This window comes from Paenibacillus sp. FSL R10-2736, assembly GCF_038000245.1.
Classification (GTDB): Bacteria; Bacillota; Bacilli; order Paenibacillales; family Paenibacillaceae; genus Paenibacillus_AQ; species Paenibacillus_AQ phytohabitans.
In genome coordinates, this window is sequence record NZ_JBBOBN010000001.1 from 536,697 (window position 1) to 559,220 (window position 22,524).

The window sequence follows — 22,524 nt, forward strand, 5'->3', positions numbered from 1 at the left end:
ACCACAGCCGTTAAGTCCCCATTGTTGTTTCAACAGTGTTCCATTAGGGTTATTGGTAAAGAAAACATTTATCAGGAGAGTTGTCTATGAATACACATAAAAGCGAAAAGTTCCACGCAAAAACCGAAACAGAAGGCACAGTATGCACCGTTTATCTGATTGGAGAGCTCGATTTGTCTGTGGCTCCTGATTTCCGTCTGGTCATGGAACCCCTAGTGGGAGATACGGGACTTGATCTCGTGATTAATCTTAAGGATTTGAGATACATTGACAGCACAGGCATCGGGATTTTGTTGTCGATTCTCAAAGCAAGACACGGAATGGAAGTTAAATTTGCCGTTGAGGAAGTTCCTCCACAAATACAGAAATTGTTTGATATGACCGGCATTTCCAAGTTTTTTGCCCCCCAAGAGAATTCCCACTAGGAAAGGATCGAACTAAGGATGAGTGATGACGTGCAAAGAGTAGTTCTTCAGTTACCCGCCAGTGCAGAATATGTCGATATCGTCAGACTTAATTTATATGGCATTGCCTCTAAGATGGGTTTCACTTACGAAGATATTGAGGATATGAAGGTAGCAGTCTCGGAAGCCTGTAACAACTCCGTGCTTTATGCTTACGGGCAGGAAGACGGTTTGGTTGATGTAATCTTTGAAGTAGGATCAAGTGCTTTGTCCATTACTGTCAAAGATGAGGGGGAGAGCTTTGACGGTTTGGATTCGTCCGATGAACGTATGACGCTGCATGACAAGGAGCTGAATGATGTTCAGGTGGGCGGACTGGGATTTTATTTAATGCAGGCGCTTATGGATGACGTTAGCGTCGTTAGCGAAGCAGGGAAAGGGACAGTCGTTACCCTGACTAAGCGGCTTAATTACAGCGAGGAGAAAGTATGAACGACAAAGTGACTCCCCCAGAGTCCATGAATGAAGCAGTAAGCCTGATCTGGGAATACCAGCAGACGAAAGACAATGAAATAGCTACAGTGCTCATCCGTAAATACGAGCCCATGGTGAAGATGGCAGCCGGCAAAATTGCCCGTAACCGTCCGGATCTCTATGAAGATCTGTATCAAGTGGGACAAATGGCGCTGATCCGGCTGTTGCAGCAGTATGATATTAGTCTGGGGATACCTTTTGAGCCCTATGCTATGAAAAGCATGATCGGACATATGAAGAATTTCCTGCGTGATAAATCCTGGTACATACAGGTTCCAAGACGGATCAAAGAAAAAGGCGCACTTGTACAGCAGGCCATTGATGAACTTACCATTCGATTGGAACGTTCCCCTGCGGTGGAAGAAATTGCCCATTATCTGGATCTTACCGTGGAAGAAACTGTAGAAGTACTGGCCGGCAGGGAATGTTATCATTATGTCTCCCTGGATTCACCGCTCTCACAGGAAGAGACGGGTGCTACACTCGGCGAATTGATCAGCTCTGACGCCAATGACTATGAGACTGTGGAGAAACGTATGGATCTCCAGCAGGCTCTGGGACAGCTGAAGGAGCAGGAACAGCAGGTGCTGCTGCTGGCCTTCCAGGATGGCCAGTCACAGCGTGCCATCGCCCAGAAGCTCGGGGTATCGCAGATGAGTGTTTCCCGCATACAGAAGCGTGCTACCGAGAAGCTGAAGCAGATTATGGCTAACTCCTCTTATTAAGCTTAAGAAGTATGCCTTTATATTGAATAGCAGGACAAGCCCTTCCCCGCCGGGATAGGGCTTGTTTTGCTGTAGGCAGGAATAATCTCCCGTAGTTCCACGAGCAACACCCCTCCTGCAGTCTATTCTGGCGGAGTAGGCTGCAGGAGGGGTGAGCGGGAAATTCACTTAGCTGTTGGCATCAATATACTTTTTGATTTCTCCAAGATATTCCCCGATAACCGGCACATCAAGAAACAAACTAAGAATATAGCCCAATAAACCGAGGATCACGAACGTACCAAGGGAAAGCCCCAGGCCTCTGGATACGCCGGCCATCAGATTGGTAATGATCCGCTTCTTGGGGTCCGTATAATTCTCCAGAATATCCTTGAATTCTGATTTTTCGAGTGAATCTGCGATTTTGTCGAGCCGTGCATTCAAGCGTTTGACCTCATGCCGCAGCTCGAAGGGATGCTCATCAACTTCATAAGCTTTAGTTCTGGTGTCCGCTTCTCCCATAAGGCGTACCTGCTTTCTATAGCCTGGAACAGGCTTTATTGAGAATATGAGGGTATAATCCATTTCGGCTTAGTGTGGGCCTATAAGCCTAAAAAAGGCATGCATAAATAGAGAGCAGCCAGCTACGGCGAGCTGGCTGCTCTCTTGTACTGCCTAAAAAGGCCGTATATCGCCGTTTTTAATAATTGGACTTGTAAGAGGATTTAACTTCCTCTTTAGCATCCTTAGCTTCATCAGCTATGTCTTTGGAAGCATCTTTAGCCTTGTCGGCTACCTCTTTAGAGGAGTCTTTAGCTTCATCCGAGACATCCTTGGAAGCGTCTTTAACGTCACCAGCCACATCCTTGGAGGCTTCGCTTACAGTTTCACCAATCTTCTTGCCTGTTTCCGACAATGTAGCAGCAATTTGTTGTTTGCTGTCGCTGACCGTTGTGAAGATGTCGGAGGCTTTAGCAGATACTGTACCTGCCAGATCGGTTGCTTTTTCGCTGACTGTAGTTGCCAGCGTTTTGGTCTTGTCTGTTACGGCTCCTGCAACCTCTTTGGTTTTGTCAGTGGCAATCGAGAGCTTGTCCGACAAATCACTGCGCATTTCACGACCGGGTTTCGGTGCGAACAACAGTGCCGCCGCAGCCCCAAGCAGACCGCCTATAAAAATTCCCTTGAAAAATGTGCCGCCGCTTTCTACTGGATATTCCGTTTCTGCCTTGTTCATCACCAATCACTCCTCATTAGATTATTATGATTTGAACTCCGGCTGCTATGCTGCCTGCCGTCATTCAAATTCAGGATAGCCTGAAGTATCTTACTTCGTATATAAACGTAGGGGTATATACTGAAACAGTTGGTGAGCATGGGAAAGATTGCCGGAGTATAGGGGAGCATCCCGGCAATAAAGGGTCTTTTCTATATATAAACGGCCACATTTACGGCTTTACAAACGGTTGATTGATGAAGAAAGGAAGGGGGTAAGAGATACTAAATCACAGCGCCTATATACATCTCATATAAGGAGCATTTATCCCCTGTTTAAGATATGGTGAAGGTTCCAACATCTATGGAGGTGCAAAGTTTATGATTAAAGTAGTCACATCAGCAGAGCGTCATACTTCGAATAGAGAATGGATACACAGTGAATTCAGCTTTTCTTTTGCCGATTACGATGACCCCAGCAATGCCCACTTTGGCGCACTGCTGGCCCATAACGACAATGAATTGAAGCCGGAGCAAGGCATGCATGAGCATCCGCATCATGATCTGGAGATTATTACTTATGTAGTTTCCGGAGTCCTGAAGCATCAGGATGATCTTGGTAATCATGCGGATCTGCAGGCCGGAAGTGTACAGATGATGAGCGCGGGTACAGGCATCAATCATTCGGAGACGAACCCGTCCCTAAGCTCGAATGTGCGTTTCTTGCAAATCTGGCTGCTGCCGGACCGTCCGGGAATGACGCCGAGGTGGGACGCAAGATTCTTTCCGGAGGAGCTTAAGCTGAACAACCTGCTTCCGGTGGCTTCCGGATCAGCGGACAAGGGAGCGCTTAAGCTGGGCGAGGATGTTACGGTCTATTTGTCCCTTCTGCAGACGAACCGGGAGCTGCATTATCCGCAGCAAGAGGAGCGGCGCACTCATATTTATCTGATTTCCGGGAATCTGGAGATTAGCTGCTCAGACGGCGTGTTTCAGCTTCAGCAGGGAGATGCGGCGCGTATCCGCAAGAGCTGTGATCTGACCATTAAAGGGACAAGCAATGGCGGAGATGCAGAGTTTATCCTGATTGATCTGCCGTAAATGCCGGGCGCAGACCAGCCTATACTCGAGCATCAACGCACAAAAGCCCTTCAGCTTCCCTATCCATTCCTACGGACGGGTCGGAGAGAAGGGCTTTTATCATGCCAATTTAACCGGATTATTTCTTGCGCAAGCGTCCAAGCTCAGAGACAAGCGCCTCAACCTGTGAGATGCTCAGCCTGTCGCTGCCCATGGCAACCTCATAAATATCCTGAATATCCTCATAATGCTCCACCGAAAAAGCCGAGGCCTGCATAGCCGCAGCGCTGGCCATTTTCAGCTTGTTTTTGATACCCTCGATCATATACTCAACATTTTCCTGGCTTGGTTTCGATAAATCCATGGGGTATAACAGTCCTCCCTAAGTGATAGTTCAAGTATTTTATCATGTTTGGACAGTGAAAGACCATTTTTTTGTCTGGATCACAGAAAACATGTTAAATTAGAGGGAATAATTCGCAGGCAATGGAGTGAGGGGGAGAGAAGTCTTTGGCAATCAGAGAAGAAGAGAGCAGGAAACGCCGCAAAATGGATGCTGACGGGCTGGCTTCTTTCTTCCGGGAGATCGCCGCCTTGCATCCGGCAGAGCAGCTGACCTTTCTGTGCATCGGAACGGACCGCTCCACTGGTGATGCCCTGGGGCCGCTAACTGGCAGCCGTCTGCTTGAATATGGTTTCCCCCATGTTACCGGTACGCTGCCGGCACCATGCGATGCTAATAATCTGGTCCAGCGGATAGCAGAGATTCCGGAAGGGCAGATTATTATCGCTGTGGATGCCTGCCTGGGGCCGCCCGCTGCGCTCGGGTATTACTTCGCGGCTGCGGAGCCGCTTCGTCCGGCACAGTCTGTCGGGCTATTGCTGCCCGCAGTCGGAAACTACAGTCTGGCGGCGATTGTCGATGTGAACAGTCCCCGGCCTTACCGTACGCTGCAGACCACGCCGCTGCACCGGGTGATCGTTATGGCCGACCAGATTGCCCGTGCTGCCGCCCAGGGTTTCGGGCTCACGGGCTGAGAGCGTTTCAAAGGTACCTGATCTAGCTTAATAATAAAGACAAGCCGCGGTCTTCAACCGGATACTACATAGAAAGAAGGAAGCAGCCATGGAAAATGTTCGATGCGAAGGAAACAACATTTGTTACAGTGATCAAGGTAAAGGTGATGTCATTGTTCTGCTGCATGGATTCTGCGGGAGCTCGGAATACTTTGAGAAGGTTATTCCTGGCCTAATCGCCAATTACCGGGTCATTGCCCCTGATTTGCGCGGACACGGATCTTCAGATGCTCCGCTCGGAGCCTACACGATCGAACAGATGGCCGATGATGTTCTTTCACTGCTGAATGCCCTGGAGATTCCTGAGTGTTATTTGCTTGGACATTCCCTGGGAGGCTACATTACGTTGTCGTTTGCCCAGCGCCATGCCTCCAGGCTGAAGGGCTTCGGACTGATTCATTCCTCCGGTTATCCGGATAGTGAGGAAGCCAAGGAGAACCGGCTGAAGAGCGTCAGCATGATCCAGAATGAAGGGATCTTTGCTTTTGTAGATCAGCTGGTGCCCGGACTCTTTGCTTCCGGAGCAGCTCCGCAGCTGCTGGAACGTGCCAAGGAGATCGGCTATAAGACCCCGCCGCAAGGCGCGGTAGGCGCGGCCATGGCTATGCGTGAGCGCCCGGACCGGCGTGATGTGATCTCGGCAACAGCGCTGCCGGTGCTGCTGGTAGCCGGAGCGGAGGATTCGAAGGTGACTCCAGAACGGACCTTCACCTCGGATAATCCGAATATTACCAAGGTGACGATAGCAGGAGTGGGCCACATGAGCATGTTTGAAGCTCCGGAGCATTTGTCGCAGATTATCAAGGATTTCGTACACACGCCTGTGCAGAAGTAATTCATTTAGCACACAAAGAGGCAGCACCCGCCGGATGGCGGAGTGCTGCTTCTTTGTGTTGGCCGCGCTGCGGCTTTTATTGAAATTTACGGATAGCCGGAACGCAGAGCACGAGAGCGACACAGGTAAGTCCCAGACTGGAGAAAATAATTATGGTCGGAACCCCGCCAATCAGGTCGGCCAGCCAGCCGACAAAGATATAGCCGACCGGCAGCAGGGCGAAGGAGCCGAATAAATCGAGACTGGCTACCCGTCCGAAGGCTTCCTTCGGAACCAGCTCCTGCAGGCTGATCTCCCAGATCAGTCCGAAGATCATCAGCCCGAAGCCTTCAAGGGCAAAGAAAGCGATGGCTGCAGCCGGAGTACCCGCAAACGGCATCAGCAGCAGAGCCACACCACCCAGCATAGCACCGCCGTAAGCCATAATGCCGCGGTTCTTCCATTTCGGCCGCAGTCCGAACAGCAAGCCTGCGATAATTGCGCCTACACCGGAGAAAGTAACGGCAAGCCCGTAGACATAAGGAGGCCAGCCGTGATGGACCTTGAAGAGCCAGGGAAGAAGGACACTGCTGATCCCCGCGTAGCAGATGTTGATGAAGCAGAAGGCCAGAATCGTAATCCACAGCCAGGGGTGGCTGCGCAGAACGGAGATTCCCTCGATGAAATCCTCTTTCCAGTTAGGAGTATCCGGGGCTTCAGTATCCGGAAGAACGGAGGCCGCGGAATCTGCGGCGGGTCCGGGCTGCAATTTGACGATCAGCACTCTGCGCAGGTAGACAAGGCAGATTAGGGAGATCAGATAAGTGAAGGCATCCAGGCCGAAGCCGACACCTGCGGACAGGTGAGTGATCAGCAGACCGCCCAGTGCGGGGCCGATCAGGCGTACGGACTGGGTAGTGATTTGGGTCAATGAATTCGCAGCCACGCGGATGTCCGGAGTGAATACTGTGGCCCGGACTGCAGCATAAGCAGGCTGGAATAGACCATCGAGAAGGCCGTAGAAGGCTACCAGGATATAGAGCAGCGGAATACTGAGTATTCCGGTCAGGGCCAAGACTGCCGTTATCATCATCACGGCAAAGCGGGCAATATCGGCCAGCATCATAATCCGCACACGGTCGTAACGGTCCACGATATGTCCGGATACCGGAAGCATGATCACATTCGGCAGCATGTAAGCGGCCATAACCAGACCCATCGTGGTGGTTGATCCGGTCAGTGAATAGACGAGGACGGGCAGAATGACCATCGTCACCGAGCTGCCGAGGAATGAAATTAAATGTCCCAGCCACAGATAGGGAAAAGCGCGTGAGCGGACAAAAGGAGCAGCGAAACCCTGCAGCGGATTGCGCCTTTCCTGTCCGGAAGGAGCGGCGGTATTCATCTACTCCTGTACCTCCGCATCTGTATCCGTCTCCGGAGCAGGCTCAGCAGACTGCAGACGGCCCATCACGATTTCAACACCATACTCGTCACCGGCAGTAACTTTGGATTCCCAGGCGGTGATCAGCTCCAGCATCTCCTGATGGAATTTCGCAAGCTCCGGAGGAGAGAGGGTGAGTCTGGTAATGAAATGCTCCACCTGGTCTTCTTGGCGGAAGTGGAAGCTGCTAAGCTGTTCCGAGCGGAACATCGTCCCTTTGGAGCGGTAGAATTTCTGGATGATGCCTCCTGCTGCTTCGGTGCGGACAAGCTCCAGGAGCCCGCCTTCATAGAGCTTGACGATGTGGTAGTGGATGTTCCCCGGTGTCTTGTTCAGCTTCCCGGCAACCTGCTTGGACGTGAGGGGTTCCCCCGACAGCGTATGCATGATCTTAATCCGCAAGGCGCTTTCCAGCAGCTTATCCTGTTCCGGGGTGACCTTCAAAGGCTGGACGTTATCTTCCAGTTGAGATTTGCTTGAAGCAGCTGCTTCCGGCGGGCTTTGCCCGGGGTCAGCGGGTTGGGACATCAAGTTTCCTCCTGTAATTCAATCTGTGTAACAGTATGATCTGGGTTCCAGATCGGTTATTTGTATTGTATTTGAGGCTGCTATTTTATGTCAAGAACAATCAGTAGCAGTGATAACAAGTGTTGGCTGAAGGACAGGGGTTATGCCAGGTGGCGCAGGCGGGTGGAATGGTTTAAGATGATTTCAAAGGCGAAAGGGTGAGCAAACATGTTCCGGAGAGATTATATCGTACGCATGATCGAGGATATGACGGCAATGGTTGCCAAGGTAATGACCTTGAAGCAGGATAAAAAAACAACAGAAGCCCTGTGGGAAGTGGACGAGCTGCTGATGCGGCATTTCCGCATAAATTCCCGTCTGCTCAATTCGCTGTCCGTAGAGGACATTATTGATATGTTTCGTCTCGGCGGTGTGCTGGAGTCTGATAAGCTGCAAGGGGTAGCCCGGCTGCTGAAGGAGGAAGGCGGTATTTACGCGGCAAAAGGGGATCAGGATCAAGCCCTCTACAGGGCGATGCGGTCCTTGCATTTGTTTTTGTATGCGGATCTGCATGGTGCCGACCGTGAGCTGCTGAACATGACGGGCGATATCCATGAGCTTTTGGAGGAAGTAGAGCCTTACCGCCTTCCGGCCAAAACCGAGCGGCTGCTGATGGCCTACCAGGAATCCCTGGGACATTACGCCAAAGCGGAGAACAGCCTGTACCGGCTATGGGAGCAAGGGGAGGATGTTGCGGCGGAGGGCAGGGAGCTGTACGGACGGCTGCTGCTGCTGAGTCCGGAGCGGTTAGCCCAGGGGGGGCTTCCTCTGGAGGAAGTGCAGCAGGGCGGGGAAGAATGGAGCAAGCTTACGGTTAATGCTATAATATAACGATATTCAGGAGACAACGTGCTCCATTTATAAATTCGAAAGTGAGATGTACCCAGTGGAATCTTTGAAAGCATTGATCGACCAATTGATTGCCGGCCGTACACTGATTACGGCTACACTAAGCCAGCTGCGCAGCAAGGGTGGGGTCACCTACAGCAAAGTGCAGATCAAACCTGTTGAATTAAAGGGCAAGCTGCACTATCAGTTCGCCTACTATATCGGCCCTAAGGTCGAACACCGCAATATTCCGGCAGAGGATGCCGCTGAGGAAATGCTGACTTTGCTGAGAGAGACCTTCCGCCAAGGCCTGCTCTGTACCGCCAGTGCCGACTACCAGGTGCTGATCAGCAAAAAATACAAGGTGTCCATTCTGACCAAGTCTGCCAGCAAACAGGAGGCACCGGACCTGGCACATAACCGCCGGAAGCAGTATGTCCTGGACGAAGGAGAACCTGTGCCGTTTCTCGTAGAGCTGGGCATTATGAACAGCGAAGGCAAAGTGCTGGCTAAGAAATATGATAAGTTCCGCCAGATTAACCGGTTCCTGGAGATGGTCCAGGATGTGCTCGGTGATCTTCCGGCAGGCCGTCCGCTGACAATTGTGGATTTCGGCTGCGGCAAATCCTATCTGACCTTTGCACTGTACCACTATCTGGCCGTCCGTGAGCAGCGGGAGCTGAATATAGTCGGTCTTGATCTGAAGGCGGATGTCATTGCGCACTGCGGTGCCCTCGCTGCCAAGCTGGGCTACGACCGTCTGCAGTTCCTTGTCGGTGATATCGCTGACTATAATGAACTGGACCAGGTGGACATGGTTGTTACCCTGCATGCCTGTGATACAGCTACAGATGCAGCTCTGGAGAAGGCGGTACGCTGGGGCGCATCGGTCATCCTCTCGGTGCCTTGCTGCCAGCATGAGTTGTTTGCGCAGGTGCAGAGCGATGTGCTGAGCCCGCTGCTGTCGCACGGAATCCTGAAGGAACGCTTCTCGGCACTGGCCACGGATGCAATCCGGGCCAAGCTGCTCGATCTGATGGGCTACCGCAGCCAGCTGCTGGAATTCATCGACATGGAGCATACGCCGAAGAACATTCTAATCCGTGCCGTGCGGAGTGACAGCGGCGACAACGCCGCCAAATGGCGCGAGTACACCGCGTTCCGCGATTTTCTCGGTGCCAAGCCTTATCTGGAGCGCGTCTGCTCTGATCTGCTGCCCGGGGGAAATGCGGAGCTTAATTAATCAGCTTAATAGTTCAGAGTATGACAGAACGGCTGCTTCCTGCGGGGGCGGCTGTTTTTTGTGTTTCTCGCTGAACCGTCAGCGTCCTTACAAAAGGATTGCAAAGCCGTTTCCACTTGGGATTGCTATTGGAAGCTTCGGCCGCTATTGCGATGCGTCTGTAGTGCTTCTGTAGAGCATCTGTGGTGCTTCTGTGGTGCTGATGTAGTGCTGATGGAGTGCTGCTGCTGTGCCTATGGAGTGCTGACTGTGGTGCTGATGTGCTACTGTAGTGAATTGTATTGTTAGTGCTGTTTTAGTGCTACTGTAGGGCCTTCTGTAATTAAAATCCTGCACCAAATACAACATTTCCTTCACTCCGCCGCCTCTAATCGGAAATTGTTGTACAAAATGCAACATTTCCCCCTCCGCCAGCCGATTTATGGAACTAATCTTGTATTTTGTACAATAATTCATCCAAACACCCGGGTATACCTGAAGCAAAGTTGTAATACATACAACATTTCGAATAATCCCGCTTGACTACCAGCTCTTAAGCGTTTATTTCCCCAATCTTAGACTTAAGTGTGGTTCATATAGCGACTTTCTTTTGCATTGCTATAGATATGGGAAGACTGTAAGCAACAATAAGAATAGGGGATTTAGAAATGCGGATAAATCGGTTTCAGCAGTACGGAGGAATGGCGGTCACTCTGGCTTGCAGTTTGGCGGTGATAGCAGCGGCCGGAGCGGCCTGTGTGCTGCGAGGATTCTTTTTTGCCAAGGAAATGTATCTCTTCCTGACCCTATGGTTTGTGTTGTGCGGAGTTCTAACCCTAGGAGGACTTGTCCTGTATGCCGCCTCCGGCTGGGAAAAGCGGCTAAAGCCGCAGGGGGGGCCGGCGGGGAAGACGGAGACCGTGCGGGCGCTACCTGGAGGGGGCGTGAAGGAAGATATAGCTGAAGCTGAGAGGTTAGCCGGGGGTGGCCGGTTGGTGACAGATAATGCCGGGAAGGCCGAGATAACGCAAGCAGCAGATGAGACAGTGTCCGGGAGTGGCCGTATGTTGGAGGGCAGTGTGAGTAGAGTTACGGGGTTGAGGGCGGCTGTATGGTTGTTACCGGGCTGCTGCATTGTCATCTGTATTCTTTACGCTATTCATGCATTCCGTGGCCCCCTATCCTCGCAGGGAACATTGGATGAATTGCTGCGCTGGGGATTCTACGCCAGCTTTGCTGTATTTGCTGTACTTGTGGCGGGAACACGCCGGGGAGGAACTCTTCTTGCAGCGGTCTGGCATCTGCTGGGTCTCGTGATCAGCCTGTCTGCCTTATTGGCGGTGTGCGGTGGCCTGCCGGTTCCTTACGCGGTAGCCTACAGCCAGTCACCTGAGGTCAGTGCGACCGGTGCCCGGCTGGCCGGACTGCTCCAGTATCCGAATGCCTTTGGCACGGTGATGGCCGTGTTTCTGCTGGAACGGCTATTTACTGCTGCTTATGGCTTCAGGCTGACAGGTCCTTCGGGAACCGTGAGTGGAGAAGACTGCGCAGAGGGAGAGGTTGAAGCATCCCGTGGAGCGGTAAACCGGGCGGAGCAGGAGAACATAGCCAGCGGTGAAGCGGAGGGTGGAGCGGAGGGTGGAGCGGTAAGCAGAGCGGGTGAGACCGCTATAGCTGGCAGAGCGGACCGTGCACGGGGCTGGTCCGCAGAGCTGTGGCGGACAGCGGCGCGCCTGCTGCCGCTGTTCCCGTACGCCGCCGCGCTGCTGCTCAGCGAGTCGCGCGGCGCATGGCTGGCTGCGGCCTCAGCCGGCGCCGCAGCCCTGCTCTGGAAGCGGCAGCTGTCCGCGCCGCTTCTAATCACCGGCGCCGCGCCTGTGGCCGCCGCGGCGCTCCTGTACCGCCAGCTGGCCCGTACCGGGCTGGCGGCAGAGCCCTTGCCCGGCCTGCTGCTGCTGGCCGGGCTCTGGGCCGGCGCGCTGCTAGCCGGCCTATGGCTGCACCGCCGCAGCTGCCGCGCGGCGGGCTGGCACCGCGCCGCCATGCTGGCGCTGGCGGCGGGGGCATGGACGGCGGCAGCCAGCGCCGTCCTGCTGCAGGTACGCGCGCGGATCACGGGGCCGTCCCCGACGGCCGCCGCGCGCGGGCTCTTCTACCGCGATGCCTGGAAGCTCGCGGCAGAGGCGCCCTGGCTGGGGCGCGGGGGCGAGACCTGGCGGCATTCGTACCTCGCCGCCCAGTCCCGCCCCTATGTAGGCAGCCAGGTGCACAGCGGTTATCTCGACATCCTGCTCAATCTGGGGACAGCCGGTCTGGCTGCTGTCCTCCTGTTGCTGCTGGCCGCAGGCTGGCTCGTATTCAAGGCGTCACCAAGGCTGCTTCCGCCTCTGCTTGTCATCATCCTGCATAGCGCAGTTGATTTTGACTGGAGCTACGGATTGATATGGCTGCTGCTCCTGCTGCTGCCTGCATGGGCTCTTGCAGAAACCATACATCGGCCAGTTGCGGAGGATACCGCCATCCTTACAGGGCTGCGGCGATCATGGCCGTATGCAGCAATCGCCGTTCTCTGCGCCTTGACCTTCATACTAAGCATCCTTTCATATCAGGCGATGAGAGGGGCTGCTTTGTACAAGCAGGCCGCCCGCACAAGCGCTGATCCTGCTGCACAAACTGCGCTGCTGCGGCAATCGCTGGCATGGAATCCAAGAGAGCCGCAGACGGCGGCCGCATTATCACGGCTGCTTCCAGAGGAGCAGGGAATGGACCTGCTGCTGTGCAGTTTGCAATTCTCCCCCGGAGATGCTGCTCTGCACTGGGAACTTGCAGAGCGTTATCTGCAAGGCCGCGATCCGGGAGAGGCGTTGTACTGGGTACGCCGCAGCCTGAAGGCGGACATATTTAACGCCGCCAAAAGACTGGCGGCGATTGAAGGGATGCTTAAAATGGCCGAACGCGGATGGGCGGAAGGGAACAGGCAGAGGGCTGCAGACAGCGCAGCTGCCGGACTGGAACTGCTGCGGCAATACAGCCTGCTTGCCGGCAGGGAGCATAGTGCAGGCCGGCGGCATAATGACCGCGGCTTCGGGATCGATGAGCAAGCCGAAGGTGTTTACCTTCGGCTGAGAGCTTTGCAGGCACTGGCTACGCTTGAGGAGCGGGAGAAGATTGTGGCCCGCTGAACAATGAAGCTCTAAGCAGGCACTCTGTCCGGCTGAATTTATTACATGCGCATCTCCAGCAGCGTTCTTCCAGATCTCGGTGCAGTCCTGCGGCCAGCTTCAGGCCTTGATCCTCCGTGAGATCAGCCACGAATACACATAAGGTACGATAATGGCGATAACCAGGGCGGTAATGATCATGCTGACCGACAGAGCTTTTGGCATAAAAGCCCCCAGTGCAATCAGCAGTCCGCCAATCACCCACATGATTCCGGAGAGACGGTGGGTCTTCCGCCAGACTACAGGGTTAGCCAGCGTCCAGGGTGTACGGACACCCGTGAAATAATTATCCCTGATCTGCGGCATGAAGTTTCCGATCACTATAAACAGCAGCCCGAGACTCACAGTAGCCCACTTCCCGGCGGCAAATTGCTCATCCAGACCTTGTGTGACCGACAGCACAAGTGCAGCATCGCATATAATGCCCACTGCCAGGCGGATCATTTTATAAGCGCTTTGAAACTTAGTGTAGTTCTCTCTTTTGGGATCAATTGTACGCATAAACTGCATGGCTATAGGGAAGATCAGTCCCATGAAGGAGAAAAAAGCAATGAGGGAGCCCTTGCTCCAGTAAGTGTTAACCTTGCCTGTAATGCTGAACTGGGCAGGAAGCTGATCCGGCAGCTTGCCGTAATTCAACAATGCGTAGCCCAGCGAGAATAATCCCAGAATGACAATCAGTGTGTCCTGCCATTTCCATTGGAAATCCTTCATCTTGATTCACCCTCCGTGTCAGAATAATGCTCCCGGCTCCTGGTCCCCTTTGAACCTGCGCCTTTTGAGCCTAACGCATCTTCAGCCGGTTCATCCGCAATGGTCTTACTCTCCGTACCGTCCTTACCCGTACCCGTCAATTCCAGGAACCAGCCCAGCACCTCTTCGAGCACCGTGGAGTCCAGCGAATAGAGAATAAACTGGCCTTTCCGTTCGTCCTGCACCAGTCCCGCATGCTTCAGTGCATTCAGATGATGGGAGATGCTGGGTTTGGACATATTGAAAAAATCGGCAATTTCTCCGGCCGTCCTATCCTTTTCCCGCAGCAGGCGGAGAATCTGTCTCCGGGTCGGATCAGCCAGCGCCTTGAAGGATTCATTCAACTCCGCAGCCCCCTTTCGACATTTAAATAATTATCTAAATGTATAATAGATCTTCATTCCACACTTTGTCAATGCTGGAATACCTGCTTCTCTATAGCAGAGAACCGAATGTCCATTTTCCATAAGTAGAAGTCGTAAGCCTGCATATGCTAGAATAGGCTAGGAGAAGCTGGATACATAGAGCGGACGAGGCTTAGGATTCTGCCAGCAGAATGCCAGGCTGATTACGCAATACACGGAAGGAGAGCTGCAGTTGCATTTTATATCTGAACTGATTTCGCATTTATTTGAATGGATTCAGAGTTTGGGTTACTTCGGAATAATGATTGGCCTGATGATTGAAGTCATACCAAGTGAGATTGTATTGGCTTTTGGCGGCTATCTGGTCTCGCAGGGAGATATTAATTATTTTGGCGCGGTTCTGTTTGGTACAATTGGCGGGGTAGTCGCCCAGATTTTTGTGTATTGGATCGGCCGTTATGGCGGCAGACCGGTGCTGGAGAAGTACGGGAAGTATATTTTTATCAAAAAGAAGCATATTGACCATTCTGAAGAATGGTTCCAGAAATACGGGACCGGAGTAATCTTCACCGCCCGTTTTATCCCGGTTGTCCGTCATGCGATCTCTGTTCCCGCTGGTATTTCGCGCATGCCGCTCGGTAAGTTCACTATGCTGACCACGCTGGCTGTTATTCCATGGAGTGCACTGTTTGTATATCTCGGATATACTCTCGGCGATAAATGGGAGACTATTGATGAAGTCGCAGCTAAGTATACGCATGAAATCATTCTTGCCGCACTTGCGGTTATTGTTCTGTATTTCCTGTTCAAGTGGTACAAATCCAAGAAGAAAGGTAGTGCAGTATGAAACAGAATGTAGCTTCTAAATTTGGTCAGGGATTGACCCCGCGCCAGTTCGTGGAAGGCATGACGAAGAACCAGCAGGCTTTTGAATCCTGGTATGAGAAGTTTGCCTGGACAGATGAGGGTGACCGGGAATATTTCGAGAGCCTGAATCACCGGGATGATCTGAGGGTACTGATTCTGGCTGCTGACTGGTGCGGGGATGTGGTTCGTAATGTCCCTGTGGTGTTCCGCATCCTGGAGACGGCAGGCATTAAGACTGAAGTTCTGATTCTGGAAGAGAATCAGGATGTTATGGATAACTTCCTGACCATGGGCGGACGTTCGGTTCCGATCGTGATTTTTGCCGATACCGGCGGCTATGTGCTGGGCCATTGGGGACCGCGTCCGGAGCATGTACAGTCACTGATGAGAGAGTTTAAACAGCAGAACCCGGACCGCGAAGCTGCGGATTATGAGGGCAAAATCACCGAAGTGCGCAAAGCCATGGGCCAAGCCTACGGAGAAGGAACGGAATCACACGCGGTTATTGCCAAAGAGCTGCGCAGTCTGATCTCCGGATTCTAATGCCGATGCTTAATATTAGGTCTTATAATCTTGGACCGCTTCAGACGAACGCTTATCTCCTGACAGGAGCCGACCCTGCCAAAGGTGTAATTATTGATCCCGGAGCCAATCCGGCTGCCCTTCTCCGTGCTGCTGAGGGTATGGAAATTGAGGCCATCCTGCTGACTCACGCCCACTTTGATCATATTGCCGGTCTGGATGAGGTCCGTAAGGCCAAGAAATGCCCAGTGTATATCCATGCTCTGGAGAGTGAGTGGCTGGGCAGTCCCAAGCTGAACGGCTCGCTGATGTGGCCTGAATCATCCCCTCCGGTCAGTACAGATCCGGCAGAATATGATTTGGCGGAAGGCCAGATTCTGAAGCTGCTCGGTTTAACCTTCCGGGTGCTGCATACGCCTGGACACTCTCCGGGGAGTGTCAGCTTCCTGTGCGGAAATGATCTGTTCTCCGGCGATGTATTGTTCAAAATGGGAGTAGGACGCACCGATCTTCCCGGCGGCAGAGAACGTGATCTGTTTGATTCGATCCGCGGTAAGCTGTACCGGCTGGATGAAGAAGTGAGGGTATTTCCCGGACATGGTCCGCGCACCTCTATCGGGTTTGAGAAGCAAAATAACCCATACGTTCCTATGTAACGACGTGTTTATGCCGGTTATGACATAATTCGGGAAATTAGAGATGGACAAGAAGATACAGAGTTGCTACAATAATGTTAATTAAATGTAACATTTACCTCGCGAAGCACGCAGACTGTGGAATAATCCCGGTTTGCGTTCTTTTTTTTGTCTATATGTCTTTAATTTCATGGGAGGAAGCAGATGAAGGAAGATATGCATCACCAACTGGACTATGGGGAATTGAGAACAGACGGGGAAGGCGTGGCGGAGCAGAATTCCGTAGAGTATGCTGCAGAGAATGGGGATAATAAGATTTCTCTGTTCTGGCGCTTCCCCAGAGGCAAGGGAGCCGTCCAGCCATGGAGGCGCAGGCTGTGGGAATTGCAGAATAATTCTGACCCTGAATGAACGATCTACAATACATAATCGTATTACAGAGGTGAGGAAGAGAAAGAGGAGGGACTATGGGCGACGGGACGCTGGAGAAGATCAGACTGGCGCAGCAGGGGGATGCCAAGGCAACAGCTATGCTGCTGCGGGAGCATTATCCCTTCCTGTACAAGTATCTGATTAAAGCTACAATGGACCCTTCACTTGCGGAAGAACTGGCTCAGGATACAATGGTCAGATGCATGGAGAAGATGGGAAGTTACAATGGAACCTCTGCATTTTCTTCATGGCTGATAACGATTGCCAGCCGGCTCTACATCGACCGCAAGCGGCGGTGGAAGCGTGAGTTGAAGTGGCAGAAGGAGCAGGCTCAGGAGCAGGGGAGCCGCAGTATCCGCTGGAGGTTTGAGAGCCGGAATATGGAGTGGAGTGAAGTGCTTGATGCCTTATCCCGCCTGTCTACTGCCCACAGAATGGCTGTACTGCTGAAGCATTATTACGGATATGGCTATGATGAAATCGGCCAGATGCTGCAGATCCCTTCCGGCACGGCCAAATCAAGGGTAGCAGCCGGATTGAATCAACTGCGAAAGGAGCTGGACGAGGATGAGGTTTAACAGTGATGAAGAGCTGCTGAATAAGCTGTCAGCAGAACTGGAGATTCTGGATCAGCACTATGCCGATGTGGCGCCCCCCTCCTTGCCGGAGCTGGAGCAGCTTATTGCGGCAGAAGCAATCCGCCGCGTGAAGCGGCAGCGCAAGGAACTGCTGATATTCTCTCTGGTGGCTTTACTCCTGCTCAGCGTAGTGCTGTCTATTCTAAACTCTGCCCCGGCACTGTTTTGGGGCTTGCAGGCGCTATTTCCGCTGGCAGCACTTGGCAGTCTGGGAGTAGCACGGATCAGGCTGCGACGGGAGGATGCTGAAGAGTGAGTGAATTGCAGAAGGCGCCTTTGTGGCTGTGGCTTTGTATAGCTGCTGTACTGATGCTGCAGGGGACTTGGCTGTTCCGTAATGCTCAGGGCAGAGGGAAGGGCCGAATGGCCTGGTTCTGGGGAATTTGGGGCCTTACCGGTTTCCCGTCACCAGTTTTGTGTTATCTGCTGTTTGTAGTTCTCCCGGGCAGGCGGAAGGCCGGGCAGAAGCGCTGAAGGCGGACAGGGAAGGCGATTTCAGAATAGCAAACTGGAGTATGGAGGGTGTACGGATGGATAAAGTGAACTGGGGGTTGATTGCGCCGCTGCTGGCGCTGCAGATTCTGCTGGCGGTTGTGGGACTGATCTCGCTGGCCAGGACAGAGCAGGTCCGCGGGCCCAAATGGATGTGGGTGCTGCTCCTGGTATTTGGCAACCTGCTAGGAAGTATAGCTTATTTCACACTGGGAAGGAAAGAACTCTGATGCCGCTGCTTGAGGTTACGAATCTCCGCAAAAGCTTTGGCGGACATCTCTCCGTGGACGGCATCAGCTTCGGAGCCGAAGCCGGGCGTTGTGTCGCTTTGCTGGGACCCAATGGAGCAGGCAAAACCACCACACTGCGCATGCTTGCCGGTCTTCTGCCGCCTACCGGAGGGAGCATCTCCTTTGGCGGCGCTCCTCCCGGAACGGATTACCGCCGGCAGCTTGGTTATCTGCCGCAGTCTCCGGCTTTTTACAGCTGGATGAGCGGACTCGAATATATGATCTTTGCCGCCAAGCTTAGCGGCATGGCCGCCAAAGAAGCTGCGGCGGTGTCGGGCGCAGTGCTGGAGCGCGTGGGGCTTAGCTCCGCAGCGCGCCGCCGGATCGGCGGATATTCCGGCGGTATGAAGCAGCGCCTGGGGCTGGCCCAGGCCTTAGTGCACCGCCCGCGTCTGCTGCTGCTTGACGAGCCTGTCTCTGCGCTTGATCCTATAGGGCGCCGGGAAGTGATGGAGCTGCTGCGGGACATCCGGGAAGAGACAACTGTGATTTTCTCCACCCATGTACTGCATGATGCGGAAGAGATCTGCGATGACGTCATATTGATGAACCGGGGAGCTATAGCTGTGCAGGGGACCTTGGCCCGTCTCCGGGCAGAGTACAGTCTTCCGGTTATCAGAATAACCACAGCGAAGGAAGACAAGGCTGTCCGGTGGCTGGAGGAGCTTAAGCACAAAGCTTTTATTGAAGAAGCAAGTATTTCGGACGGCAGGGCAGTCTTTAACGTAAGCGATGTCGGGCTCGCGCGCCGGATGATTCTGCAGGAAGCGGCAGGGCTGGATATTCCGCTGCTGCAATTTGAAGCAGGTTCATCGACGCTGGAGGACCTGTTTATGAAAGTGGTGGGAACATGAGCAAGCTCTGGGCCCTGTATTCGAGAGAGATGCTGGAGGCAGTACGCAGCTATAAGCTGATCTGGATACCTGTAGTGTTCATTATTCTGGGTATCATGCAGCCGCTGGTCACCTTTTATATGGCTGATATACTGGCAGCCTCTTCAAATGTCCCGGCAGGATTTATGGACAGCTACGAGATGCCTGGGGCCGCTGCGGTAATGGCTCAGGCTCTGGGCCAATACGGAACGATTGGCATCCTGATTCTGGCGCTGGGGACAATGAACAGCCTGGCCGGGGAGCGGAGCAGCGGGACAGCCGAGCTGCTGATGGCCAGACCTGTTTCACCGGTATCCATCGTTGTTGCCAAATGGGCGGCAAATTTCACAGTGCTGATAATTGCACTGGTATTGGGGGTCGCGGGAGCGGCTTATTATACAGTGCAGCTAATGGGGAGCTTGGCCTGGGGCACAGTTGCGGCGGCTTCAGGACTCTATGCACTCTGGCTGCTGTGTGCGGTGTCACTTACGCTGCTCTTCAGCGCCTGGCTGCGCGGACCTGCTGCTGCCGGGTTTGCTCTCCTGCTGGCTGCTGGCATGAGTCTTGCCCACAGCCTGCTGCCTTCCAGGACTGCCTGGTTGCCTGCAGCGCTTCCTGGAATGTCTGCCGGCGTGCTTGCAGAAGGCAGAGTAACCGGCGGGCCGATGATCTCAGCAGCCGTGTTAATCGTTGCTTGTATTGCTGGAGCTTCGCTGCTCATTCGCAGGAATAAATTGCCGAATTGATAAAATTGCAATAGAATAGCACGTTTTCAAGAATTTTCAGAGTATTTTCTGCGAAAAATCATCGGACTACTCTCCTGCGGCTGGACAGCTCTATCTTTTTTTAGTAGACTGTTGAAACAAGCAGAACCATGATAGATTTTGGTCAGGAGGTAGGACGATGCTGCGTTTAGGAGAGAAGATTGTCATTGTCGCGGACGCTTTTGAGCAGAGTCTTCCTATCGGAGACTACGGCTACCTAATTGCTTACGACCGCAATCCAGATAATGCGTTTGATTATGTCATTCGTGTTCCCGAGGCCAATAGAAATTTCTATGTTACGGCGGAGGATATTGAGGCCGAAGAGCAATTGCTGGTACTAGAAGCTGAAAGAGCCACGCACGAAGCTTTGATAGATTATGCTCTATCGACGTACAACGAGAAGCTGTTCCATCATCTGATGAACGGTGAAGAAGTTGAGGCGGAAGAGATAGAGGCAACATCCAAGGAAAGTATGTCCCAAGCGGATTTCATCAAACAGGTGAATCTTCGCGCTTGGATTTAAGCAGAGCCGGCGAAAGCCGGCTTTTTTGTTTGCCGCGTGCCCAGCTAAGCACGCATCACCCTAACCGGTGAAAATGTAGAAATGAATTAGCATTTTTTTCGCGTACAGTAGTGCACACCTTGAAACAAAATGACTATTAACTGAAACGTTTATTACTATTTTGCTCTAGGGACCGGATGATAAGATCAGCAAAGAGCAGGCAGAATTGCTATAAGCCGGGGGTGATAAAAATCGGTTATTGCGGGAAGCTGCCATGGCGCCTTCCCTGCTGTATACGCTTCCACTCAGGTGCAATCAGAACCGGTCCAGAGTGCGTCCTTGTAAAGTGTTTTCTTTGCGGTAGACTCTGGGCAAGGTGCCGGTGACCTTTTTAAAGGCTTTGGTAAAGTAATTATAATCGGGAATGCCGACTTGCTCCGCAATTTCGTAAATCGGACTATCGGTGTCACCCAGCAGCCTTTTGGCCATTTGGATACGCAGGCTACGGATGTATTCCGCAATGCCCATGCCAAAGTTCTGCTCCGAGAGCTTGTAGAGATGGGATTTGCTGATGCTGAATTCTTTGCACAGAACGGGAACGGACAGCGGTTCCTGGATATGCTCTGTAATATAACCGTCGATCTTTTGTGCCAGCGTATCCTCCTTCAGAACCAGCATCCGGGATAGATACAGGTAGCTGGCGCTCATCTCCATGGTTTTGGCGTAAGCATCAATGACTTCCTTGGAGATGTATTTTTTTCGCTGGAAGGCGCTGTACAGTTTATTCATATCCACATTATAGGGGCTTATATTCTCACAGACCTTCTCCCATAACTCATCGCGGGACCCGGTCTGCAGCAATTGGCCGAACATAATATACCCGATGACCTGATTGTCCGTTTGAATAGGCACCACCGTTTCGGTAAGTCCGGCATGACATTGATAGGTGTAGAGGGTTTTCTCCTTTTTCACTTGGGTGCAGGCTGCCTGGTCGCAGAGGATGCACTGGGCCTCTGCGCGCGGATCACTCCGGATGATGTGGCAATATGTCGAATGGCGGGTGGGATAGGCAGCCAGCTCAGTAAAGGAATTGTCGAAAATCACTGTGCGGATACCGGTCAATGTATAGAAATTGCGCAGCAATTCCTTGACGCCCCGCAGGTTGAACAACAAGCTCATTGTGCGGCCTCCTCTTCTTCAAGGCTGATCTGCGTTGCTGGCAACATTGTACTGTATTTGATACGGGACACACAAACAAAGAGAGACGGAGGTGCTTATTAATGCCGCTAGTCGATATGCCGTTAGAACAATTATTAACGTATGAGGGACGTAATCCACGTCCGGCCAACTTCGAGGCTTACTGGGAACAAGCACTGCAAGAGATGAGAAATACGGATGCCCGTGTTGAACTGGTGAGAAGCGAGTTTCAGGTTCCGTTCGCCGAATGCTACCATTTGTATTTTACGGGGACAGGCGGAGCGCGTATCCATGCGAAGCTGGTCAAGCCGAAGCATGTTGCCGGCCCACACCCGGCGGTAGTGCAGTTCCACGGGTACGCCCACCACTCGGATGACTGGGCCGATAAGCTGATCTATGCTTCCTTGGGCTTTACCATAGCCACGTTGGATTGCAGAGGCCAGGGAGGACTGTCCGAAGATGTTGGCGGGGTCAAAGGAACCACACATAAAGGGCATCTGATCCGCGGACTGGATGATGCGCCCGAACGGCTGCTGTTCCGGCAGATCTATCTTGATGCGGCGCAGCTGGCTGGAATTGTAATGGACATGCCGGAAGTGGATGCCGCCCGCGTCGGTGCAATCGGCGGATCGCAGGGAGGGGGGCTGGCGCTGGCCTGTGCGGCGCTTGAGCCGCGGGTCAACCGGGCTGCGCCCAGTGTTCCATTCCTGTGTGATTATAAACGGGTATGGGAAATGGACCTGGCCAGAGATGCCTATGAGGAACTGCGGACTTTTTTCCGTCACCGCGATCCCCAGCACCTGCGGGAGAATGAGATTTTTGAACGGCTCGGCTATATTGATGTTCAACACCTGGCGGACCGGATCAGCGGGAAGGTGATGATGGGTGTGGGATTGCTGGATACGGTGTGTCCGCCTTCGACGCAATTCGCCGCCTACAACCGAATCCGCTGCGAGAAGAAACTGGAGATCTATCCCGATTTTATCCATGAACGGCTGCCGGGCTTCGAGGATAAGACCATACAATTTATGCTTGAAATGTGAGAGGCTAACCGCCTCTCTTTATTATTGTTTAAGGGCCTGCTG

General features: G+C 52.9%; 28 protein-coding genes and 1 pseudogene. 21 read left to right on the top strand and 8 right to left on the bottom strand.

All coding sequences use genetic code 11. The features are described from left to right. Positions 1–86: 86 nt before the first annotated feature. From NSQ73_RS02400 to NSQ73_RS02410, 3 genes are read left to right on the top strand one after another with little or no spacing between them, the layout of a single operon-like run. On the top strand, positions 87–425 hold the full coding sequence (locus NSQ73_RS02400) for an STAS domain-containing protein (protein WP_039309255.1): 339 nt from the start codon (positions 87–89) through the stop codon (positions 423–425). An 18-nt stretch (positions 426–443) separates the two neighbouring features. Then, positions 444–896 carry an anti-sigma B factor RsbW gene (rsbW, locus tag NSQ73_RS02405; RefSeq protein WP_042140008.1) on the top strand — a complete coding sequence of 151 codons (453 nt, stop codon included), beginning with the start codon at positions 444–446 and terminating at the stop codon, positions 894–896. Beyond that, positions 893–1,663 (top strand): sigma-70 family RNA polymerase sigma factor, encoded by a 771-nt coding sequence (locus NSQ73_RS02410; RefSeq protein ID WP_039309251.1) that lies wholly within the window; start codon positions 893–895, stop codon positions 1,661–1,663. Before rsbW ends, NSQ73_RS02410 begins: the two co-directional genes overlap by 4 nt. 168 nt (positions 1,664–1,831) lie before the next feature. On the opposite strand, the gene NSQ73_RS02415 is transcribed toward NSQ73_RS02410, so the two are convergent. Both NSQ73_RS02415 and NSQ73_RS02420 read right to left on the bottom strand, forming a co-directional pair. Then, positions 1,832–2,164, bottom strand: coding sequence for a DUF5665 domain-containing protein (locus NSQ73_RS02415; RefSeq protein WP_042140007.1), 333 nt, complete (start codon positions 2,162–2,164; stop codon positions 1,832–1,834). Between the two features lie 178 nt (positions 2,165–2,342). After that, a complete protein-coding gene (locus NSQ73_RS02420; RefSeq protein WP_340985285.1) occupies positions 2,343–2,879 on the bottom strand; it encodes a YtxH domain-containing protein in 537 nt (178 codons plus the stop codon). A 359-nt stretch (positions 2,880–3,238) separates the two neighbouring features. On the opposite strand from NSQ73_RS02420, the gene NSQ73_RS02425 reads away from it, so the two are divergent. Further along, a complete protein-coding gene (locus NSQ73_RS02425) occupies positions 3,239–3,958 on the top strand; it encodes a pirin family protein (RefSeq protein WP_340985286.1) in 720 nt (239 codons plus the stop codon). 118 nt (positions 3,959–4,076) lie between these two features. On the opposite strand, the gene NSQ73_RS02430 is transcribed toward NSQ73_RS02425, so the two are convergent. Continuing rightward, positions 4,077–4,301, bottom strand: a complete 225-nt coding sequence (locus tag NSQ73_RS02430) for a DUF1128 domain-containing protein (protein ID WP_039309247.1) — start codon at positions 4,299–4,301, stop codon at positions 4,077–4,079. Between the two features lie 146 nt (positions 4,302–4,447). Between NSQ73_RS02430 and yyaC the strand changes: the two genes are divergently transcribed. Beyond that, a complete protein-coding gene (yyaC, locus tag NSQ73_RS02435) occupies positions 4,448–4,975 on the top strand; it encodes a spore protease YyaC (protein WP_340942164.1) in 528 nt (175 codons plus the stop codon). An 88-nt stretch (positions 4,976–5,063) separates the two neighbouring features. Next, on the top strand, positions 5,064–5,849 hold the full coding sequence (locus tag NSQ73_RS02440) for an alpha/beta fold hydrolase (RefSeq protein ID WP_042140005.1): 786 nt from the start codon (positions 5,064–5,066) through the stop codon (positions 5,847–5,849). Positions 5,850–5,925: 76 nt separating this feature from the next. Here the strand turns inward: NSQ73_RS02440 and NSQ73_RS02445 are convergent, their stop codons facing one another. Both NSQ73_RS02445 and NSQ73_RS02450 read right to left on the bottom strand, forming a co-directional pair. Continuing rightward, positions 5,926–7,233 carry an MFS transporter gene (locus tag NSQ73_RS02445; RefSeq protein ID WP_336101165.1) on the bottom strand — a complete coding sequence of 436 codons (1,308 nt, stop codon included), beginning with the start codon at positions 7,231–7,233 and terminating at the stop codon, positions 5,926–5,928. Further along, positions 7,234–7,800 carry an ArsR/SmtB family transcription factor gene (locus NSQ73_RS02450; protein WP_340985287.1) on the bottom strand — a complete coding sequence of 189 codons (567 nt, stop codon included), beginning with the start codon at positions 7,798–7,800 and terminating at the stop codon, positions 7,234–7,236. A gap of 207 nt (positions 7,801–8,007) precedes the next feature. Here NSQ73_RS02450 and NSQ73_RS02455 point away from each other — a divergent pair, with 207 nt between their 5' ends. The 3 genes from NSQ73_RS02455 to NSQ73_RS02465 all read left to right on the top strand — a co-directional run bounded on the left by NSQ73_RS02455 (position 8,008) and on the right by NSQ73_RS02465 (position 13,071). Beyond that, positions 8,008–8,670, top strand: coding sequence for a DUF6483 family protein (locus NSQ73_RS02455; protein ID WP_340985288.1), 663 nt, complete (start codon positions 8,008–8,010; stop codon positions 8,668–8,670). 46 nt (positions 8,671–8,716) lie between these two features. Then, positions 8,717–9,910 (top strand): class I SAM-dependent methyltransferase, encoded by a 1,194-nt coding sequence (locus tag NSQ73_RS02460; RefSeq protein WP_340985289.1) that lies wholly within the window; start codon positions 8,717–8,719, stop codon positions 9,908–9,910. Between the two features lie 647 nt (positions 9,911–10,557). Beyond that, positions 10,558–13,071: an O-antigen ligase family protein gene (locus NSQ73_RS02465; protein ID WP_340985290.1), complete on the top strand. Its 2,514-nt coding sequence runs from the start codon at positions 10,558–10,560 to the stop codon at positions 13,069–13,071. Between the two features lie 99 nt (positions 13,072–13,170). Here NSQ73_RS02465 and NSQ73_RS02470 read toward each other — a convergent pair whose 3' ends face one another. After that, the gene (locus NSQ73_RS02470; RefSeq protein WP_340985291.1) at positions 13,171–13,824 is read right to left on the bottom strand and encodes an SdpI family protein; all 654 of its coding nucleotides are present in this window, start codon (positions 13,822–13,824) and stop codon (positions 13,171–13,173) included. A 116-nt stretch (positions 13,825–13,940) separates the two neighbouring features. Next, positions 13,941–14,207: pseudogene (locus tag NSQ73_RS02475) on the bottom strand (autorepressor SdpR family transcription factor); the annotation flags it as partial. Between the two features lie 253 nt (positions 14,208–14,460). On the opposite strand from NSQ73_RS02475, the gene NSQ73_RS02480 reads away from it, so the two are divergent. The 11 genes from NSQ73_RS02480 to NSQ73_RS02530 all read left to right on the top strand — a co-directional run bounded on the left by NSQ73_RS02480 (position 14,461) and on the right by NSQ73_RS02530 (position 20,263). After that, a complete protein-coding gene (locus NSQ73_RS02480) occupies positions 14,461–15,075 on the top strand; it encodes a DedA family protein (protein WP_039303123.1) in 615 nt (204 codons plus the stop codon). Then, on the top strand, positions 15,072–15,638 hold the full coding sequence (locus tag NSQ73_RS02485) for a thioredoxin family protein (RefSeq protein WP_042140001.1): 567 nt from the start codon (positions 15,072–15,074) through the stop codon (positions 15,636–15,638). The genes NSQ73_RS02480 and NSQ73_RS02485 overlap by 4 nt, the downstream gene beginning before the upstream one ends. A 5-nt stretch (positions 15,639–15,643) precedes the next feature. Continuing rightward, complete coding sequence (locus NSQ73_RS02490) at positions 15,644–16,273, top strand: MBL fold metallo-hydrolase (protein ID WP_042141679.1); 630 nt, start codon at positions 15,644–15,646, stop codon at positions 16,271–16,273. Between the two features lie 183 nt (positions 16,274–16,456). Beyond that, on the top strand, positions 16,457–16,663 hold the full coding sequence (locus NSQ73_RS02495) for a hypothetical protein (RefSeq protein ID WP_039303119.1): 207 nt from the start codon (positions 16,457–16,459) through the stop codon (positions 16,661–16,663). Positions 16,664–16,719: 56 nt separating this feature from the next. Next, positions 16,720–17,262: an RNA polymerase sigma factor SigY gene (gene sigY, locus NSQ73_RS02500; RefSeq protein ID WP_039303115.1), complete on the top strand. Its 543-nt coding sequence runs from the start codon at positions 16,720–16,722 to the stop codon at positions 17,260–17,262. Next, positions 17,252–17,578 carry a YxlC family protein gene (locus NSQ73_RS02505; protein ID WP_039303114.1) on the top strand — a complete coding sequence of 109 codons (327 nt, stop codon included), beginning with the start codon at positions 17,252–17,254 and terminating at the stop codon, positions 17,576–17,578. The genes sigY and NSQ73_RS02505 overlap by 11 nt, the downstream gene beginning before the upstream one ends. Beyond that, positions 17,575–17,796: a hypothetical protein gene (locus NSQ73_RS02510; protein ID WP_042140000.1), complete on the top strand. Its 222-nt coding sequence runs from the start codon at positions 17,575–17,577 to the stop codon at positions 17,794–17,796. Before NSQ73_RS02505 ends, NSQ73_RS02510 begins: the two co-directional genes overlap by 4 nt. 56 nt (positions 17,797–17,852) lie before the next feature. Beyond that, positions 17,853–18,044, top strand: a complete 192-nt coding sequence (locus NSQ73_RS02515) for a PLD nuclease N-terminal domain-containing protein (RefSeq protein ID WP_042139999.1) — start codon at positions 17,853–17,855, stop codon at positions 18,042–18,044. After that, positions 18,044–18,958 carry an ABC transporter ATP-binding protein gene (locus NSQ73_RS02520; RefSeq protein ID WP_340985292.1) on the top strand — a complete coding sequence of 305 codons (915 nt, stop codon included), beginning with the start codon at positions 18,044–18,046 and terminating at the stop codon, positions 18,956–18,958. The genes NSQ73_RS02515 and NSQ73_RS02520 overlap by 1 nt, the downstream gene beginning before the upstream one ends. Further along, positions 18,955–19,722, top strand: a complete 768-nt coding sequence (locus NSQ73_RS02525) for an ABC transporter permease subunit (protein WP_336101159.1) — start codon at positions 18,955–18,957, stop codon at positions 19,720–19,722. Before NSQ73_RS02520 ends, NSQ73_RS02525 begins: the two co-directional genes overlap by 4 nt. Before the next feature lie 157 nt (positions 19,723–19,879). Then, on the top strand, positions 19,880–20,263 hold the full coding sequence (locus tag NSQ73_RS02530; protein ID WP_042139996.1) for a hypothetical protein: 384 nt from the start codon (positions 19,880–19,882) through the stop codon (positions 20,261–20,263). Positions 20,264–20,557: 294 nt separating this feature from the next. Here the strand turns inward: NSQ73_RS02530 and NSQ73_RS02535 are convergent, their stop codons facing one another. After that, a complete protein-coding gene (locus tag NSQ73_RS02535) occupies positions 20,558–21,421 on the bottom strand; it encodes a PocR ligand-binding domain-containing protein (RefSeq protein ID WP_340985293.1) in 864 nt (287 codons plus the stop codon). Between the two features lie 101 nt (positions 21,422–21,522). On the opposite strand from NSQ73_RS02535, the gene NSQ73_RS02540 reads away from it, so the two are divergent. Further along, complete coding sequence (locus NSQ73_RS02540) at positions 21,523–22,482, top strand: acetylxylan esterase (RefSeq protein WP_340985294.1); 960 nt, start codon at positions 21,523–21,525, stop codon at positions 22,480–22,482. Positions 22,483–22,524 lie beyond the last annotated feature (42 nt).